Genomic DNA, 16,459 nt, shown 5'->3' on the forward strand with positions numbered 1-16,459 from the left:
CCGCGGCAGTGACCTCCGCCACGCTCGAATACGAGAATTTATCGGATTCGCGGCGTCGGGGAAACACACCGGTGTGACCCCCGCCGCTCGCGACGTCCCCCGCGCGCACCCGCCCACCGGCAGACAACAATGGTGGGGTGCCGCACCCCACCGCCGATCCCGCCGGCACTCGCCAGCAACTCGCCGCTCTCCGCCCCGATCTGCTGGCCCCCTTCGACACCGCGCTGCCCGGCGCCCGCGCCGCGATCCTGGCCCGGCTGCTGCTCGCCTGCGAGCACGAGCCGCTGCCCGGCCTGACCGGCCGGCACCACCACGACGGCCACACCCACGTGCGGTTCACCCACACGGTCGTCAGCTATCCCACCGCCGCCGCCACCGCGTTCACCGAACCACCCGCCGGCCTGACCGTCACCGTCCAGGGTGCACCCGTGCACGACCCGGCGGAACTCACCGCCCAACTGTGGCCGGGCGCCGCCCTGACCGCCGAGATCGCCAACAGCGTCGCCAACCTGGCGCTGGCCCGCGCCGCCAACCCCGCCACGGCCCCTCTCCCCGCCGACCTGACCGGGCCCGGCATCGCCGAGCAACTCCTGGTCGACGGGCACCCGCTGCACCCGTGCTGCCGCACCCGCACCGGCATGACCGTCGCCGACGTGCTCGCCTACGCCCCCGAGCACCGGCCGGTCATCACCCTGCGCCGGCTCATCGTGCCCGCCGACCGGTGGCACGGCGCCGGGAGACCCCTGCTCTACGCCCACCCGTGGCAGGCCGCCCACCTACGCGACAGGTACCCGTGGCTGATCGACGACGGCGAGACCGGCCCGGTACGGCCACTGATGTCCCTGCGCACCGTCGCCCCACTGGACGGCGGCCCGCACATCAAGACGGCCGTCGACATCCAGATGACCTCGGCCATCCGCACCGTCTCTCCCGCCGCCGTCCACAACGGCCCGCGCCTGTCCGCGCTGCTGCACACCCTGACCCGCGATCTGCCCCTCGACGTGCTGGCCGAGACCGAGGCCGGGGCGGTCATCACCGGCCACGGCCCGGACCGGCATCTGGCCCACCTGATCCGGCAGGCGCCGCCGCCGGGCGCGATCCCCCTCGGGGTGCTCGCGGCGACCCCGGCGATCCTGCGGACCGTCGCCGACCCGTACCTGTTCATGAAAGATCTCGGCAGGGTGGTGTTCGGGCCCCTCGCCCGGATCCTGGAACGGGGTGTGGCGCTGGAGGCGCACGGCCAGAACACCCTGGTGGTGCTCCGCGACGGCCGGCCGGTCCGGGCCGTCTACCGCGACCTCGGCGGCGTCCGCGTCCACCCCGGCCGGCTGGGCGCCGACCCCGGCCTGCTCGGTGACCTGCCCACCGACGACGTGTCCGAACTGCGCACCAAACTGTCCGCCGCCGCCCTGGCCACCGTCGCCCGCCAGATGATCGCCGCCCTCACCGGGGTCCTCGGCGCCGACCCGGACCGGCTGTGGCGGGAGGTCGCCGCCGCCCTGCACGGCACCGCCGACACGCGACACCTGCTCACCGAGCCGCTGCCGGTGAAGGCCACCACCACGATGCGGCTCGCCGCCGACCCCCTGCACGACCGCTGGACCCACCTGGCGAACCCGCTCGCGGCGCACGCATGAGCCGCCTCCCGCTTCGGCCACCGCCGAACGGCGCCCCGCTTCGGCCACCCCGTGGCGGCGCGCTCCCGAGCAGCCTCCCGCCCCGGCCATCCCGTGGCGGCGCACCCCTGATCCACCTGCGGAAGGACCCCCGATGATCCGCATCGTCAGCACCGGACGGCTCGCCGCAGCAGCCGCGCACACCGAAGCCGCCCTCGCCGTCCACGAACCGCACCTGGTCGACGGTTTCGTCCGCAACCTGCCGCACGCCGCCGACACGGTCGGCCGCCGCCTGCGCGCCGCCCTCGTCCGCGAAGACCTCGCCCCGGCCACCGCCGGCGGCCGCCGGCACGCGTTCAACCGCACCGAATATCCGCACGCCGGCGTCGCCGACCCGGTCGACCTGCTCGCCGGCATCGACCCGGCCGGCACGTTCTCCACCGAGATCCGCAACGCCGTGATCAACCTGGCGCTCGCCCTGTCCCGCTTCGACCCGCGGATCCCCGACGGCGCCGGCCCCGACCTGACCGCCGTGCACCTGGAACGGCTCGCCGTCGCCGGTCACAACCTGCACCCGTGCGGCCGCACCCGCCTCGGCTGGGACACCGGCGACGTCCTCGCCCACGACCTGGAGGCCGGCCACACCGCCCTCCGGTTCGTCGCCGTCCGCGACGACACCCACCTCGGCGACGACCTCGGCGCCTGGCTGCGCACCCTGCACCCGGACATCCCGCACGCACCCGCCGGGTACCGCGTCCAGCCGGTGCACGCCTGGCAGTTCGACACCGTCCTGCACCGCTACGCCGACCTGTTCACCGACGGCACCCTGCACCGCCTCGACGGCCACCTCGACACCGTCCCCACCGCCGCGCTACGGACCCTGCTGCTGCCCGGCGGCCACTACCTGAAGGTCAGCCTGGACATCCAGGTCACCTCCACCCGCCGCAGCATCAGCGTCGCCTCCACCCGCAACGGCCCCGCCCTGTCCACCCTGCTGCACCGGCTCACCGCGAACGAGCCGCGGCTGCTGCTGATGGCCGAGACCGGCGGCGCCGCCGTGCCCGCCGGCAGCGGCCGGGACCTGTCCGCCATCGCCCGCACCGGCCTGACCGGCCGCCTCGAACCGGGTGAGCAGGCGATCCCCGGCGGCGCCCTGCCCGCCTACGACCCGGCCATCGGCCGTACCGTGATCGCCGGTCTCGTCGACACCGCCGGCGGCGACCCGGCCACCTGGCTGGCCGACTACACCCGCCTGCTGCTGCCACCGCTGCTGCGGCTGCTCGCCGACGGCGTCGCCCTGGAAGCGCACCTGCAGAACTGCCTGCCCACCTTCGTCGGCGGCCGCCCGCACCGGCTCGCCCTGCGCGACTTCGCCGGGCTGCGCCTGCACCCCGGCCGCCTCGCCGACGCGGGCCACGGCATCGACCTGTGGCCCGGCTCCGTCGTCGGCACCGGCGACACCGAGATCCTGCGCGCCAAACTCGGCTACACCGCCCTGCAGGCCCACCTCGGCGAACTCGTCATCCGCCTGGGCGAATCCCACGACCTCGACGAGGCCCGCGCCTGGCGCATCGTCCGCGACGTCGTCGACGAGACCTACGACGCCCTCGGCGCGCACCCGCACGCCGCCGCCGACCACAGCTGGCTGATCGCCGCCCGCGTCCCGCACAAGGCCCTGGTCCGCATGCGGCTGGCCGGCGCCGGCGACATCCACATCCCGGTGAGCAACCCCCTCCATGCCTGACCTGTCCCCCGCCGCGGCGGCCGCGCTGCGCGCCCTGCCCGGCCCCCGCTGCGCCTACCTCTACGACACCGCCGCCCTGCGGGCCCGTGCGGCGTCGCTGCGGGCAGCGCTTCCCCCGAGAACCTCGTTCCTGTACGCCGTGAAAGCCAACGGCCATCCCGACGTGGTCCGGACCCTCGCCGCCGTCACCGACGGGCTGGAGGTCGCGTCCGGCGGCGAACTGTCCCTGGCCGTACGCGCCGGCGCCCGCCGCATCGTGTTCGGCGGCCCCGCCAAGACCGACGCCGAACTCGCCGCCGCCCTCGACGCCGGCGCCCTGCTCAACGTGGAGAGCCCGTACGAGCTGCGCCGTCTCGCCGCGCTCGGCGCCCGCGCCGACATCTGCCTGCGCGTCAACCGCGCCACCACGGCACCGTCCGGCAGCCACACCATGACCGGCACGCCCACCCCGTTCGGCATCGACGAGGCCCAGCTCCCGGCGGTGCTCGCCGACATCCCCGCCGGCCTGCGGGTGATCGGTTTCCACCTGCACGCCGTCTCCAACAACCTCGACGGCGCGGCGCACGCGGCCTTCCTCCGCGACGCGATCACCTGGTCGGCGCGGACCGCCGCGGCGTACGGGGTGAACCTGCACGTGGTCAACGCCGGCGGCGGTCTCGGCGTCGACTACCGCACCGGCGCCTCCATCGACCTGACCCCACTGTCCTCGGTGACCGTCCCCGACGGCGTCGAACTGATCCTGGAACCCGGCCGCTACCTGGCCGCCGACGCCGGCTGGTACGCCGCCGAGGTCCTCGACCTGAAAACCACCCACGGCCGCACATTCGCCGTCCTGCGCGGCGGCACCCACCACTTCCGGCTGCCCGCCGCCTGGGGCTACTCCCACCCCTTCGACATCCTGCCGATCGACGACTGGCCCCACCCGTACCTCCGCCTGTCGGTCACCGGCACCGACGTCGACGCCGTCGGCGAACTCTGCACCCCCCGCGACGTGCTCACCCGCGGCCGGCACGTCACCCACCTGCGCACCGGCGACCTGCTGGTGTTCGGCCGGGCCGGCGCCTACGGCTGGGACATCTCCCACCACGACTTCCTGCGCCACGACCCACCCACCTTCCTCACCCTCTGACTCCCGTGGACATCTACGACCGGTTCGACGCCTACTACCGCCCCGAACCGCGGTGACCGCGCCTCCGCCGTACGAGGCCGAGCCGGTCGACGCACCCACGCCTGACCGCACGCCCCGTAGGCTCCGGCCATGGCACGGACAGACACCGCCTCCCGGGTGATCGCGGCTCCACCCGACCGCGTCTACGCAGCCCTCGTCGACCCCGAGGCCCTGACGGTCTGGTTGCCGCCGGACGGCATGAGCGGCCGATTCGAGCGGTTCGACGCCGAGCCGGGCGGCTCCTACCGGCTCGTGCTGACCTACGCGGACGCCTCGGCGGCACCGGGCAAGACCACCGCCGACTCGGACGTCGTCGAGGCCCGCTTCGTGGAGATCGTGCCCGGTGTACGGGTGGTGCAAGCCGTCGACTTCGTCTCCGACGACCCGGCCCAGGCCGGCACCATGACGATGACCTGGCAGGTCACAGCGGTGGAAGACGGCACACGTGTGGAGTTCCGGGCCGACGACGTCCCCGCCGGTATCTCCGCTGACGACCACGCCGCCGGTATGACCTCGTCGCTGGCCAACCTCGCACAGCACCTGGAAGACCTGCCCTGACGGTCAGCAACGCCGCCCGCGGCCACCGGACAGGACCAGGCGGCAGCTCGCACACGACTACGCCGACGGTCTCGAACAACGCGACGGGCCCCGCCCGACCACCCTGCTCACCGAGGACGTCGACTACGAGACGCCGCAGACCCGCGAGCGCATCCGGGGCCGCTCCGCGTTCCTGCGGTTCACCGTGGACCACCCCGGCGACTGGCACCCGCGTGCCCGCCGGCACGCCGGCCGGAACCACCTCACCGAACGCTGGTGAGATCATGGGCGGCATGACGGAGCTCGATGCCAAGGCGACCCTTCATCGATACCTGCGGGAGGCCCGCGGCGCTCCCGATCGACGCCCCCGGCACGGTCCGCTGGTAGGACGGTACCCCCGTGACCCTGCACCAGATCCTCGTCCACATGCTCGCCGAACTGAACCGCCACGCCGGCCACGCCGACATCGTCCGCAGGTGTACATGACCGACGAATGGTTGGACCCCGCTGAGGTTCTGGTCCTGCAGCCGTTGGAGGACTCGCCGCTGCCGCTCCGGGAGCTGCGCCTCAGCGACGAGACGACGCTGCGGGAACTCGCCGGCCTTCTGGCGCCCGGCCTGATCTCGCTGGAGGCTCGGGGCCTGGTCGAGGTGCGCCGGTTCCGGCACTGGCCGGCGCAGTGGGACGACGGTGTTCCCCTGACCGGGGACGACCTCGCCCGGGAATGCGGCCGGCCCGAGGCCTGGTCCGATGAGCCCGGAGAGACGGTGTTCGCCGCTCACATCACCAGGGCCGGCCACCGGCTTCTGTGAGACCGGGTTCCCACCACCACCGGCGCCGACTACTGGGGAACCCGCGACACCGGCGACGAACAGGCCGCCGCCACCTTCACCACCCTCACCGAGAAACTGCTCCGCCACGTCTCAGGGGACACTCAGGGACACGAACCGGGTTCCACCTGAGGCGCCCTCCGCGCCGGACGACGACGATCCTCGATATGAGAATCGCCCTCATCGCCGCGCCGCTCGCCATGACCGCCTACGGCCTCACCCGCATCATCGGCCGCCTCGACGGCCACTACGGCCCCGGCCTCGACTGGCAGCTCGCCCACCTCTTCGGCCTGGCCGGCATGCTCCTGTTCGTACCCGTCGTGTTCGCCCTGCGCACCCGCATCGGCACCGGCCGCAACCTGATCACCGGCATCACCCTGGCCGGCCTGGCCGCCACGATCGTCCAGTTCAGCGCCGACATGATCCTCGCCCTGGCCGCCACCGACCGAGCCGACCTGCGCACCCGCCAGCACGAGTTCGCCGACCTGCCCGGCGTGCAGCCCGCCGTCTACGACATCGGCCCACTGCTGTTCTTCATCGGCATCGTCGCGTTGGCCGCCCTCGCCACCCGCGCCCGCCACCTGCCCTGGTGGAGCCCGGCCATGATGCTCCTCGCCGTCGCACTCCCCCCGGTCGACCTGAACCTGATGCCCCTCACCGGCATCCTCATGCTCATCGCCCTCCACCCCCTGCACGACACCACCCCCACTCCGCCCCGGCCGACCACTCCCGCCGTCGCCACGGCCCGCCGTTGACAGGCGTCCCCGACCACGAGCCGTCCCCCTCCCCGACAGGGCGACGGCCGCAAAGACCAAGGCGAGAGCCAGCCGGCGTACGCCCACCCACAGCCGAACCAAACCCGCTGAGGTACGGCCGACGGGACTGTGCCAGGAGCATTGTTTCCGGCCCGACACGCCGGGCCGACCAGCCCCACCCGGTCATCCGGGGCGCGAGTCCCGTGAGCGGCCACTCACGACAATCCCGCGCGGCAGTTCGGCGGCTACGGCGGTGACGGGTGGATGGGGATGGGGTGCGGATAATGCGCGCGTGGAACTGCGTGAGGAATTGCTGCCGCCGCCCGTCGCGCCGGAACGGATCGCTCGGCTCAGCGCCGTCATCGAGCGGATCGGCGACCTGATGGACTCCGGCGAGCCGTTCGGCGAGGAGATCGCCGCGTTCAACGCCGACACCGGCGGCGATCATGACGCGCACACCTTTCACACCTACGACAGTTGAGGCTCGTCCTCGACGTTCGCGTATCTGGTGGCCCGGCCTCGGTGGCCCCGGTTCCCCGACATCACCCGCGACGAACTCGTGGAGATCGCCCGGCGCATCATGGCGGGCCCGGGCCCGCAGAGCGACGATCCCGACGCCGACTGGTACACCCTCCTCTTCGACACGAACCTCACCATGCCGAACGCCTCGCACCTGATCTTCACAGCCTCCGAAGGCCGAACCGCTGAGGAGATCGTGGACGAAGCGCTGGCGTACCGCCCGATCGCTCTTTGAGAAGAGAGCGACCCTCCGAAACCAGATGTGTTCGTCGGCGAAGCCGGCCTTTCCCGGGTTTGCCGTGCGGCTTGCCGCACGGCGCCTAGGCCATCCTAGGATTCTAGGCAAGCGGCCTGGAGCGCGAAAGCCGCAAAGGGCCAACGACGCGGGGTCAGCGGAATGCGGCGTGAGAATGCCAGGCCAGCGAGGCAGGACAAGTCACCGACAGGTCGAGCACGAACGGGAGCACCTACGGATCCAGTTGCCGACGGCGGTTGCCGAAGAAGGTGACGGAGCGGTCGAAGGGGTGAGGGGTCAGAGGCGTTCAGGGGAGGCCAGAAGGTTGGCGACACGGGCGCGGCACTCGGCGACGAACGAGGGGAACGTCGACCAGTAGTAGGCGATCCCGGAGACGGCCACCGCGACGGCCCACGCCCGCGCCCGGCGCCAGGTCACCTCGTCCAGATCGAGTTCTTTGCGGTACGCCTCCCGCGCCCCCGCCGGCAGATCCCAGATCGTCGCGTGTTCGGCGTCCGGCAGTCCCACCGACAACGCTCCGAAGTCGATGACCGCCGTCAGCCTCCCGTCCTTGACGAGCAGGTTCGTCGGCTTGAGGTCGCCGTGCAGCCACACGTGCGGCCGATCCGGCGACGGCAGCGCGAGACCCGCCCGCCAGATCTCCTCGAGGCCGTCCACCTGCTCATCGCCGATGAGTGGACGGCTGGCGGCGAGGTCGCGGGTGACCCATGCGTCGCAGGGCCGCAGTTCGCCACCCCGGTACCAGCTCAGATCCCCGCCCTGCCGGACCGCACCGAGCTCGATGCGGTGCAGCTCACGGACGAACCCCGCCAGGTCCGTTCCGAACGCCGCCCAGTCCCCGACCGTGTCCGGTCCCGCTTCGGCGCCGTCGATCCACGTGAACACGGCCCAGTCCGCCGGATAGGACCCGGCCGGGCTTCCCGCGTACACCGGGGAGGGAATCCGCAACGGCAGACGGTCCGCGAGGCGCGGCAGCCACCGTGTCTCCTTGCGCAGCGCGCCGGCTTTCTCCGTGGTGCGCGGCAGCCGGACGAGGAGCGTCTCGCCCAGCCGGTACATGGTGTTCTCGGTGCCCGCCCCGGCCGGTGTCAGCGGCAGTGCGGCCCATTGCGGGCACTGCTGTTCGAGCAGCTGACGGACGCCCGCCTCGCCGATCGTGATCTCTCCTTCGTGCAACGTCATGCCGGAGGATCCTGCCAGCCGAACTCTATGTACGCGAGTACATTACATGTGTACGCTCGTACGCATGAGCACCGACTCCCGCACCATGCGCGACCGCATGCTGGCCGGCGACCTCTACATCGCCGACGACCCCGAGCTCGGCGAGGCGATGCTCCGCGCCCAGGACCTCACCGACGCCTACAACACCACCCCGGCCCGCGACCCCGCCGCCCGCCGCCGCCTCCTCGAGGAGCTCCTCGGCGAGATCGGCGAGGGCGTCGACATCCGGCCCCCGTTCCGCGTCGACTACGGCAGCCACATCCGGATCGGCGCCCGCACCTTCGCCAACTACGGCCTGATCGCCCTCGACGTCGCCCCGATCACCATCGGCGCCGACGTGCAGATCGGCACCAACGTGCAGCTGCTCACCCCCACCCACCCGGTCGAGCCCGGCCCGCGCCGCGACAAGTGGGAGGCCGCCCAGCCGATCGTCATCGGCGACAACGTGTGGCTCGGCTCCGGGGCGATCGTCCTGCCCGGCGTCACCATCGGCGACGACACCGTCGTCGGCGCCGGCGCGGTCGTCACCAAGGACCTGCCCGCCGGTGTGGTGGCCGTCGGCAATCCCGCACGCGTGATCCGCACCGTCGATCGGCCATGACCGGCGCCGCGCCCGCCCGGAGGACGCGGCGGCACGATCCGCACCGGCGTGACCGGCTGATCGACGCCGCGCTCGCCGTCATCGCCGAGCACGGCGTCGCCGGAACCACCCACCGCGAGATCGCCCGGGCCGCGGACGTGCCGCTCGGGTCGATGACCTACCACTTCGACGGTCTCGACGACATCCTCGCCGAGGCGTTCACCCGGCACACCGAGTCGATCGCCCGCGTCTTCGACGAACGCCTCACCGCCGCCCGCACCCGCGACGAAGCCGTCGAAGCCGTCGTCACCCTGGTCGCCGACGACCTGCTCAGCCCCGGCCACGACCTGATCCTCACCGTCGAGCTGTACGTCGCCGCCGCCCGCAACCCCCGCCTGAAAGCCGTCACCCAGGCCTGGATGCAGCGCAGCCGCGACGCCCTCGTCCGCCATTTCGACCCGACGACCGCCCGCGAGGTCGACGCCCTGATCGAGGGCCTCACCCTGCACAGCGCCCTCTCCACCGACCCGATGACCCCGGCGCAGATCCGCCACGCCATCGAGCGTTACCTGCGCTGAGCCTTCCCCTCGCGGTCACCCCTTTCCGACCCCTGCCCGGGTACGCCGTGAGCACTGCCGAGCGTTCCCCTCGCGGCCTTCCCGGGCCTCCTGTCACCCCTTTGGCGACCCTGGCCCCGGTACGCCGTCAGCACTCCCGCCGCTCCGCTCCCCCACCGGGCCGCGCCGACCCCGATCCGGAGAATCCCGTGTCCCGCCTCACCACGCCCGCACCCCCGGCCCGCCGGGTCCGCCTGGCCCGCGCCGCCGTCGCCGCCCAGTTCCTCACCAACGGCGCGGTCTTCTTCAACGTCGTCCCCCGCTACCCGCAGATCCGGGAGGACCTCGGCCTCAGCAACGCCGCCCTGGGCGCCGCGATCGCCGCGTTCCCGGTCGGCGCCCTGCTCGCCGGCCTGTTCGCCGGGGCCGTGGTCCGCCGGTACCGTTCGGCCCGGGTCGCCGCCTTCGGCATCGTGCTGACCACCACCGCCACCCTGGCCATCCCGCTCGCCCCGAACCTCACCGCCCTCGCCGGCGCGCTGTTCCTCGTCGGCGCCGTCGACTCGGTCGTCGACGTCGCCCAGAACACCCACGGCCTGCGCGTCCAGCGTCTCTACGGCCGCTCGATCGTCAACTCCCTGCACGGCGTCTGGAGCATCGGCGCGGTCCTCGGCGGTCTGATGGGCTCCGCCGCCGCCGGCCTGAACCTGCCCCTGGGCCTGCACCTGACCGTCTCCGCCGTCCTGCTCAGCGCCGTGGCCCTGATCGCCCACCACTACATGCTTCCCGGCGACGACACCCGCTCCCCCACCGCCGGCACGGACGCCGCTGCGGACGGCCCCGAGCCTGACGGCGCCGGGATGCCCGTCCGAGCCGCCGCCTCACCACATCCCCCGGCCGACACCACCGCCGGCGTGCCGCCCGACGCGGAGTCCACCGCAGGCGTGCCGCCCGACGCGGAGTCCAGCGGGGGTGTGCCAGCCGACGCGGATTCCGCCCCCGGTGTCGCGGGCCGCCCAGTACAGGCCGCCCCCGGTGTCGCGGGCCCAGTACACGCCACGACCGGTGTGGCGGGCCGGCCGATGCTTGCCACGACCGGTGTGGCGGGCCGCCCGGTGCACGCCACTGCCGGTGCCGCGGACCGTCCAGTGCACGCCACTGCCGGTGTCCCGGGCCGCGGGATGCGCGCCGCCGCCGTACGCCTCCTCGCCCTTCTGGGTGTCCTCGCCGCCTGCGGTGTCCTCGTCGAGGACGCCGGCGCGTCGTGGGGCGCCATCTTCCTCACCGACGAACTGCACACCGGCGCCGCGACCGCCGGACTCGCCGTGGTCGCCCTGCAGACCGCGATGACCATCGGCCGTCTCACCGGCGACCGCGCCGTGGACCGTTTCGGCCAGCGCACCGTGGTCCGCGCCGGCGCCGCGCTCGGCGCCGCCGGCATGGCCGCCGCCCTGGCTTTCCCCTCGGTACCGACCGCCCTCGCCGGTTTCGCCCTCGCCGGCCTCGGCGTGGCGACCCTGGTCCCGGCCGCCATGCACACCGCCGACGAGCTGCCGGGCCTCCGCCCCGGCACCGGCCTGACCGTGGTGAGCTGGCTGCTGCGCGGCGGTTTCCTGCTCTCGCCGCTGCTGGTCGGCTACCTGGCCGACCAGGCCGGCCTGCGAGTCGGTCTGCTCACCGTCGTCGCCGCCGGCGTGATCACGGTCATCCTGGCTCGCGTCCTGGTCAACCGCACCAGTCCGGCAACGCCCTGACTCACCGCCGCCGCCTGGAGGGCCTCGATGTTGCCCGCGTACGGCAGGCCACAACCGCTACAGCATCCTAGGAACCTAGTTGCCGGCGGCGGGATCTGGCTTACCGGGCAGCCGCCCTGTTGATTCTGACGCCCTCCGACGGCCCCACTCGGCCGGGCCGGGCGGGGCCGGATTCAGGCGGTCGTTGCAACACTGCTGGTGAGCAACTACGAGGCTGAGCTTAGCGATGCAGCCACCGTGCCCTGAAGTTCCACCGCCGAGGCGGACACCTTGAATCCAGACAGAGGTCTGGGGGAAGGATGTCCTGGTGCCTCGCCCTTCGAAGTCCCCGACCTGCCACTGGCCGGCGTCGGTCAGCCGCTCGACGAGCTGCCGAATCTGTGCGCAGGTGATCGTGGTGACGTCCGCGCCGGGTGGGAGCCGGACCGCGTCCAGCAACGCCGTCCAGGAGGTCCGGCCGGTCTCCAGTGCGGCGACGATCGAGTACGGCCAGCCAGGGATCATCCGGTGTTCGTCCCTGCCGCGGCCGTAGGTGTGGCAGAACGAACGCTGCGGACTGCAGTTTCCATCCGGGCGCAGCCACGGCGAGACATCCACCGCGAGCACCAGGCGGCCGTCCGCCGCCCGCGGCAACGGCAACCCGGCCAACTGCCGACGCAGCGACTCGACGTCGATGCGCCCCGCGTTGAGCGCGTCATACATGGCGCCGTGGCCCCGCCGGTGCTCCGGAGCAAGTGACAACCCGACCAGCGTCTTGACCGGCCCGTCGGTGCACAACAAGGCGTCCGTCAACTCGAACAACGCGTCCGCCCGCCTGGTCATGCAAAGGTAGAGCTGCTCACGGAACCCGCCAACACATCGATCGTTTCCGCCCTGTCCGTCACGCCCGCCACAACGATCATCGATCGGCGCGGACACGGCTCCGCGGGCGCCAGCACGCCGAAGCGTCACCTACCCGGGTGCCGGATGACCCCGGGTCACAGTCGGTCGGCTCGGCGGCGGGACGCTACGAGCGCACGGATTTGCCGATGAGAGTTCGTGGCGACAGACGTAGGTGGCGCTGCGGATCCCGATTCAGACGGCACTTTGCCTAGCAGAACGCGGGCGCTGTGCAGATCGCGCCGCGTCGGGTCCGGAAATGGTGGAGCCACGGGTGCGGCATCCGGCCAGGAGGCGGGCGACCATCTGCCTGGCGTCGTTCCTGTCGTAGTCCGGTCCGAGGATGCACAGGTTCCCGATGGCTCGCAGCAGCGTGTACGCGGTGATTTGCTGGTCGGTCTCCCCGGCCTCCTGACTCGCGGTCAGCAGGGTCGCACAGGCTGGGACGAGTTCGTCGAGTATCAGCGCGTGGAGGTTGGCCAGGCTCGGGTCCTCCGAGCCCAAGGCGACGCTGAGACCATGCTTGGTCACCAGGAAGTCCACGAAGGCCGCGACCCATCGATCTAGGGCGTCGACGGCCGGGATCGGCTGCTGCCGCAGCTGCACGGCCAGGGCCGTGCAGTCGTCGACCTGATGGCGATAAACGGCACTCACCAAGTCCGCCCTCGTCGGGAAATGCCGGTAGACCGTTCCGACTCCCACACCTGCACGACCGGCGATGTCGCGGACGGGGGCCTGTACACCCTGCTCGACGAACGCCGCGGCCGCCGCCGTCAGCACCGCCTCGCGGCTGCGGCGCGCACCGGCCTGGCGCACACCGAGTGTGTCGGACACCGCACCTCCTTGTTGGCGGAACACTGTTCCGCTAATCTTGCGGAACGACGTTCCGTCAAAGCTAGCAAACCCACGACAGTCCTGGAGACACTCTCATGCCCTCTACACCGCTCGATCGCCGGCTCGTCTCGGTAAAACCACTCACCGTGCCCACCACCGGCCGCAGCGCCCCGCTTCAGGTCAAGGTCACAGCGCCCGTCGACGGCGAAAAGTTGCCCATCATCGTCTTCTCCCACGGCAATGCCTGGTCGATGGACGGCTACGAGCCCCTCGTGGACCGGTGGGCGGCCGCCGGGTTCGCCGTCGTGCAGCCCACCCACCTCGACTCCCGCCGTAACCGCATCGGCTTCGACGACTCCCGCTTCGCCAGCATCTGGCGCGTGCGCATCGCGGACCTGCACGCGATCCTGGACCACCTCGGCGACATCCTCGACCAGGTCAGCGGCCTGCCCGCACGCGCGGATCACCATCGCGTCGCGATCGTCGGGCATTCCTGGGGCGCGCAGACCACCGGAGCCCTCCTCGGCGCCCGCGTCCTCGATGAGGCCGGCACCCCGGGTGAGAGCTTCTCCCACCCCGCGGTCAAGGCCGGCGCGCTCATTGCCGCGACCGGCACCGGTGACAGCCTGACCCCGTTCGCGGTAGAGCACCTGCCGTTCATGCGCCCGGATTACTCCACCATGACCATCCCGGCCCTGGTGGTCACCGGCGGCAAGGACCAATCCGCCATGTCCACCCGCGGCCCCGACTGGTTCACCGACGCCTACCACCTCAGCCCCGCCCCGAAGCGGCTGCTCGGCATCGCCGACGGCGAGCACACCCTGGGCGGGATCGCCGGAGAGGCCGTGAAGGAGACCACCGACGAGGACCCCGCCCGCGTCGCGCTCGTCGCGGACGCGGTCTCCGCCTACCTACTCGACGTTCTCGGTCTGGACGCGACGCCCTGGCAGACCTTGGAAAAACAAGCCGCCGACAGCTCCGGCACCTTCACCATCGACACCAAGTAGGTGCTCGGCGACCGGGCTCGGCGCTTGTCGAGCCCGGCCGAGAATCGCAGCGATCCGCGCCGTGGGCGTAACCAACCGCCATCCCGAGCAGACCCGCCGCAACAACCGCGCGTTCTTAAAGGCGATCCGGGAAGGCGTGCGATCCGGGGACGCGCCTCCACGCGGCGGCGCAGCAGTCGTTTGCTTGGCTAGCGGTCGTTTCGCCTGCCGTGCACTCACATGCCGCATACTGCCCACGCCATCGTCATGCCAGGCAGCCAAGGCCTCCACGAGGGCATCTGACCGCACCTCCGAGGCAACCTGGTCCTGGCCCATCAGGTGCAGGCTGACCTCACCGAGGTCGAGCCCACGGGCTGGCACGCCCGCCGACGGATCCGGGCAGGGCGCCAAAGCGGGTGACGCACCAGAGTCGCAAAGCGCGAACCAGGCGGTCCCGTGGCACTGTGCGGCAGCGAAGACAGCCAGGACTTGGGCGACCGATGGCAGGGATTCCGGCTCAGACGGCTGGTCAGGTACGCCCCGGGAGAATCTCGCGCTGGCAGCCCACTCCAGCACATCGTCATTGACGGACAAGTGCAGCGGTATCGCATGCAATGACCAACCCATCACCGCATTTTCCAGCGTGATCCGTTGCCCGGCTATCAACGCCGCGGTCAAGATCGATCTACCTCTTCTGCCGCGTGTAGGGCCGCGCGGTGAGTTGCTACACGTAGTCCAGCGGGCAGCCATATCGCAATGAATGCTCGGCCGCCTGCTGGGGCAGGGCGTACCATCGAAAAGGTTTATGATCTTGAAGTGCCGGAGAACAACGAGGCGCTGGGCCGCCTGATCGCCAACGAGAACAGTGCCAGTGACCTGCTGGCGTTCCTGTTCGAGCGGGATCCGGCGCCACTGATCCGGGTGCTGGGGCTACCGGACGGGGAGTACCGGGTCCGGCGTGAGGGCAAGGCCGCACGGAGCCGGTTCGATCTAGTCGTGTATCGGGAGAATCATCCGGTGGCGGTGCTAGAGCTGAAGGGCGCGTCGACCGAGCACGGGGATCAGCTCGACCGCTACCAGGCTTGGGCAGCGAAATACTCGGCGGCTCTCTTCTACTGCACCCTGGACCGTGGCGATGTGCCACCCGATCCGTGGCGGGCGGTCGGGCTCGTCGAGCTCTACGGGGCGTGGCGCGACAGCACCGACCCGCACGTCGCCTGGCTCGGCGGGGAGATCGCCGGGCTGTTCGCGAGCTGGGACCAGCAGGCCGAGGGCATCATCGGCGAGTCCCGGGGCTGGTATGTGCCCGATCTAGTCACCCGCCGTGTCGCTCTCGATCTCGACAAGGTGCTGCGGGAACGGGATGGGGAGGCCGAGGCGACGCGTACGAACCCCGGCAACCCGATGTTCCTGGCCTGGCGGCGGCACCCGAACGGGGACCCGAACGCGTGGATCGGTGTGGACGTGCGCTCCGAGGGCCGCATGACCCCGGCGGCCCGATGGCTGTTCCGGCCGTGTGTGCAGGTCGAGCTGGGCGACGGGACTGCGGTCGAGGCCCGGCGGAAGGCTCACGACCTTGCCGTGGCGCTGTTGCCGGCCATGGTGCTGCCAGCGATCCAGCGGATGCTTACCGACCTGAGCCGGCCGGAGCTGGGCCAGGCGCTGTCCGCGAACGAGCACGGTGGCCTGGCCCGGCCCGCTGACGCTGCCGTGCTGGACGAGTTTCGCAACGGCGACCTCAGCGGGTTCCATCCGGTGTTCCGCAACGACTGGAACCGGCGGCTCGCGACCCAGCTGTCCCTGGACGTCACGAGGGTGGACCGGTTCCAGCTGGCCGATCTCACCCTCGCGGTCCTCGATCACCTGGTGGCGTCAGCCCGGGAGCTTGTCGTCGATCAGGGCTAGGCACTGGAAGGCGGCTAGGCCGATCCGGTAAGGGCATCCAGGAGGGACTCGTCTATGGGAGCGTGGAGCCGTACTGATCTGCTGCCGATAACGCTTCGGACGCTGAGGTAATCCAAGTGGTGGCGTGCACCGTTGCGGTGATACTGCGGCGGACCGGTGGCAGAGCCAGGTTATTGCAGTGTCAACGAGCTGGCAGCTGGGTACGCACGGCGGCCTGTAGACGCGTGGGGGGCCACTGGCGTACCATGCCTCACCGAGGGTTCAACTCCCTTCCGGCCCGCAACGCACTGTCATGCCGCCGAGCGGGTGAAGCGTGAT

Annotated in this window: 16 protein-coding genes and 1 pseudogene; 14 read left to right on the top strand and 3 right to left on the bottom strand. The window is 71.7% G+C overall.

Features of this window, described 5'->3' with window-relative positions; all coding sequences use genetic code 11:
* Positions 1-137 precede the first annotated feature (137 nt).
* The 9 genes from Aut01nite_RS34375 (at position 138) to Aut01nite_RS34415 (ending at position 7,404) form a co-directional block, all read left to right on the top strand.
* Positions 138-1,637 carry an IucA/IucC family protein gene (locus tag Aut01nite_RS34375; RefSeq protein WP_043531759.1) on the top strand — a complete coding sequence of 500 codons (1,500 nt, stop codon included), beginning with the start codon at positions 138-140 and terminating at the stop codon, positions 1,635-1,637.
* 133 nt (positions 1,638-1,770) lie between these two features.
* Positions 1,771-3,360: an IucA/IucC family protein gene (locus Aut01nite_RS34380; protein ID WP_043531761.1), complete on the top strand. Its 1,590-nt coding sequence runs from the start codon at positions 1,771-1,773 to the stop codon at positions 3,358-3,360.
* Complete coding sequence (locus Aut01nite_RS34385) at positions 3,353-4,489, top strand: alanine racemase (RefSeq protein ID WP_043531762.1); 1,137 nt, start codon at positions 3,353-3,355, stop codon at positions 4,487-4,489. Before Aut01nite_RS34380 ends, Aut01nite_RS34385 begins: the two co-directional genes overlap by 8 nt.
* Positions 4,490-4,618: 129 nt before the next feature.
* The gene (locus Aut01nite_RS34390) at positions 4,619-5,086 is read left to right on the top strand and encodes an SRPBCC family protein (protein WP_043531764.1); all 468 of its coding nucleotides are present in this window, start codon (positions 4,619-4,621) and stop codon (positions 5,084-5,086) included.
* Positions 5,087-5,464: 378 nt separating this feature from the next.
* Complete coding sequence (locus Aut01nite_RS43930) at positions 5,465-5,551, top strand: mycothiol transferase (RefSeq protein WP_268871743.1); 87 nt, start codon at positions 5,465-5,467, stop codon at positions 5,549-5,551.
* The gene (locus Aut01nite_RS34400) at positions 5,548-5,877 is read left to right on the top strand and encodes a hypothetical protein (protein ID WP_152629067.1); all 330 of its coding nucleotides are present in this window, start codon (positions 5,548-5,550) and stop codon (positions 5,875-5,877) included. The genes Aut01nite_RS43930 and Aut01nite_RS34400 overlap by 4 nt, the downstream gene beginning before the upstream one ends.
* A 185-nt stretch (positions 5,878-6,062) precedes the next feature.
* Positions 6,063-6,650, top strand: a complete 588-nt coding sequence (locus Aut01nite_RS34405) for a hypothetical protein (RefSeq protein WP_043531770.1) — start codon at positions 6,063-6,065, stop codon at positions 6,648-6,650.
* Positions 6,651-6,942: 292 nt separating this feature from the next.
* Positions 6,943-7,131 carry a hypothetical protein gene (locus tag Aut01nite_RS34410; protein ID WP_043531772.1) on the top strand — a complete coding sequence of 63 codons (189 nt, stop codon included), beginning with the start codon at positions 6,943-6,945 and terminating at the stop codon, positions 7,129-7,131.
* Positions 7,132-7,158: 27 nt separating this feature from the next.
* Positions 7,159-7,404, top strand: a complete 246-nt coding sequence (locus Aut01nite_RS34415) for a bacteriocin immunity protein (protein ID WP_043531774.1) — start codon at positions 7,159-7,161, stop codon at positions 7,402-7,404.
* Positions 7,405-7,701: 297 nt separating this feature from the next.
* Here the strand turns inward: Aut01nite_RS34415 and Aut01nite_RS34420 are convergent, their stop codons facing one another.
* A complete protein-coding gene (locus Aut01nite_RS34420) occupies positions 7,702-8,607 on the bottom strand; it encodes an aminoglycoside phosphotransferase family protein (RefSeq protein WP_043531776.1) in 906 nt (301 codons plus the stop codon).
* Positions 8,608-8,671: 64 nt separating this feature from the next.
* Between Aut01nite_RS34420 and Aut01nite_RS34425 the strand changes: the two genes are divergently transcribed.
* The 3 genes from Aut01nite_RS34425 (at position 8,672) to Aut01nite_RS34435 (ending at position 11,537) form a co-directional block, all read left to right on the top strand.
* Entirely contained in the window at positions 8,672-9,247 is a 576-nt protein-coding gene (locus Aut01nite_RS34425) for a sugar O-acetyltransferase (RefSeq protein WP_043531777.1), read from the top strand.
* Positions 9,244-9,804 carry a TetR/AcrR family transcriptional regulator gene (locus Aut01nite_RS34430; RefSeq protein WP_043531778.1) on the top strand — a complete coding sequence of 187 codons (561 nt, stop codon included), beginning with the start codon at positions 9,244-9,246 and terminating at the stop codon, positions 9,802-9,804. The genes Aut01nite_RS34425 and Aut01nite_RS34430 overlap by 4 nt, the downstream gene beginning before the upstream one ends.
* Before the next feature lie 188 nt (positions 9,805-9,992).
* The gene (locus Aut01nite_RS34435; RefSeq protein WP_043531779.1) at positions 9,993-11,537 is read left to right on the top strand and encodes an MFS transporter; all 1,545 of its coding nucleotides are present in this window, start codon (positions 9,993-9,995) and stop codon (positions 11,535-11,537) included.
* A 324-nt stretch (positions 11,538-11,861) separates the two neighbouring features.
* Here Aut01nite_RS34435 and Aut01nite_RS34440 read toward each other — a convergent pair.
* Both Aut01nite_RS34440 and Aut01nite_RS34445 read right to left on the bottom strand, forming a co-directional pair.
* Positions 11,862-12,439: pseudogene (locus Aut01nite_RS34440) on the bottom strand (transposase); the annotation flags it as partial.
* Positions 12,440-12,611: 172 nt separating this feature from the next.
* On the bottom strand, positions 12,612-13,250 hold the full coding sequence (locus Aut01nite_RS34445; protein WP_063958870.1) for a TetR/AcrR family transcriptional regulator: 639 nt from the start codon (positions 13,248-13,250) through the stop codon (positions 12,612-12,614).
* Positions 13,251-13,345: 95 nt separating this feature from the next.
* Between Aut01nite_RS34445 and Aut01nite_RS34450 the strand changes: the two genes are divergently transcribed.
* Positions 13,346-14,257, top strand: a complete 912-nt coding sequence (locus tag Aut01nite_RS34450; RefSeq protein WP_204037778.1) for an alpha/beta hydrolase family protein — start codon at positions 13,346-13,348, stop codon at positions 14,255-14,257.
* A 795-nt stretch (positions 14,258-15,052) separates the two neighbouring features.
* Entirely contained in the window at positions 15,053-16,141 is a 1,089-nt protein-coding gene (locus Aut01nite_RS34455; RefSeq protein ID WP_043524410.1) for a PDDEXK-like family protein, read from the top strand.
* Positions 16,142-16,459 lie beyond the last annotated feature (318 nt).

The sequence above is a fragment of the Actinoplanes utahensis genome (assembly GCF_016862455.1).
GTDB classification, from domain to species: domain Bacteria; phylum Actinomycetota; class Actinomycetes; order Mycobacteriales; family Micromonosporaceae; genus Actinoplanes; species Actinoplanes utahensis.

Excerpts from the sequence above, each read along its gene's own strand:
- Aut01nite_RS34380 (WP_043531761.1), top strand. The coding sequence starts at position 1,771 with ATGATCCGCATCGTCAGCACCGGACGGCTCGCCGCAGCAGCCGCGCAC.
- Aut01nite_RS34385 (WP_043531762.1), top strand. The coding sequence starts at position 3,353 with ATGCCTGACCTGTCCCCCGCCGCGGCGGCCGCGCTGCGCGCCCTGCCC.
- Aut01nite_RS34390 (WP_043531764.1), top strand. The coding sequence starts at position 4,619 with ATGGCACGGACAGACACCGCCTCCCGGGTGATCGCGGCTCCACCCGAC.
- Aut01nite_RS34400 (WP_152629067.1), top strand. The coding sequence starts at position 5,548 with ATGACCGACGAATGGTTGGACCCCGCTGAGGTTCTGGTCCTGCAGCCG.
- Aut01nite_RS34405 (WP_043531770.1), top strand. The coding sequence starts at position 6,063 with ATGAGAATCGCCCTCATCGCCGCGCCGCTCGCCATGACCGCCTACGGC.
- Aut01nite_RS34420 (WP_043531776.1), bottom strand. The coding sequence starts at position 8,607 with ATGACGTTGCACGAAGGAGAGATCACGATCGGCGAGGCGGGCGTCCGT.
- Aut01nite_RS34425 (WP_043531777.1), top strand. The coding sequence starts at position 8,672 with ATGAGCACCGACTCCCGCACCATGCGCGACCGCATGCTGGCCGGCGAC.
- Aut01nite_RS34430 (WP_043531778.1), top strand. The coding sequence starts at position 9,244 with ATGACCGGCGCCGCGCCCGCCCGGAGGACGCGGCGGCACGATCCGCAC.
- Aut01nite_RS34450 (WP_204037778.1), top strand. The coding sequence starts at position 13,346 with ATGCCCTCTACACCGCTCGATCGCCGGCTCGTCTCGGTAAAACCACTC.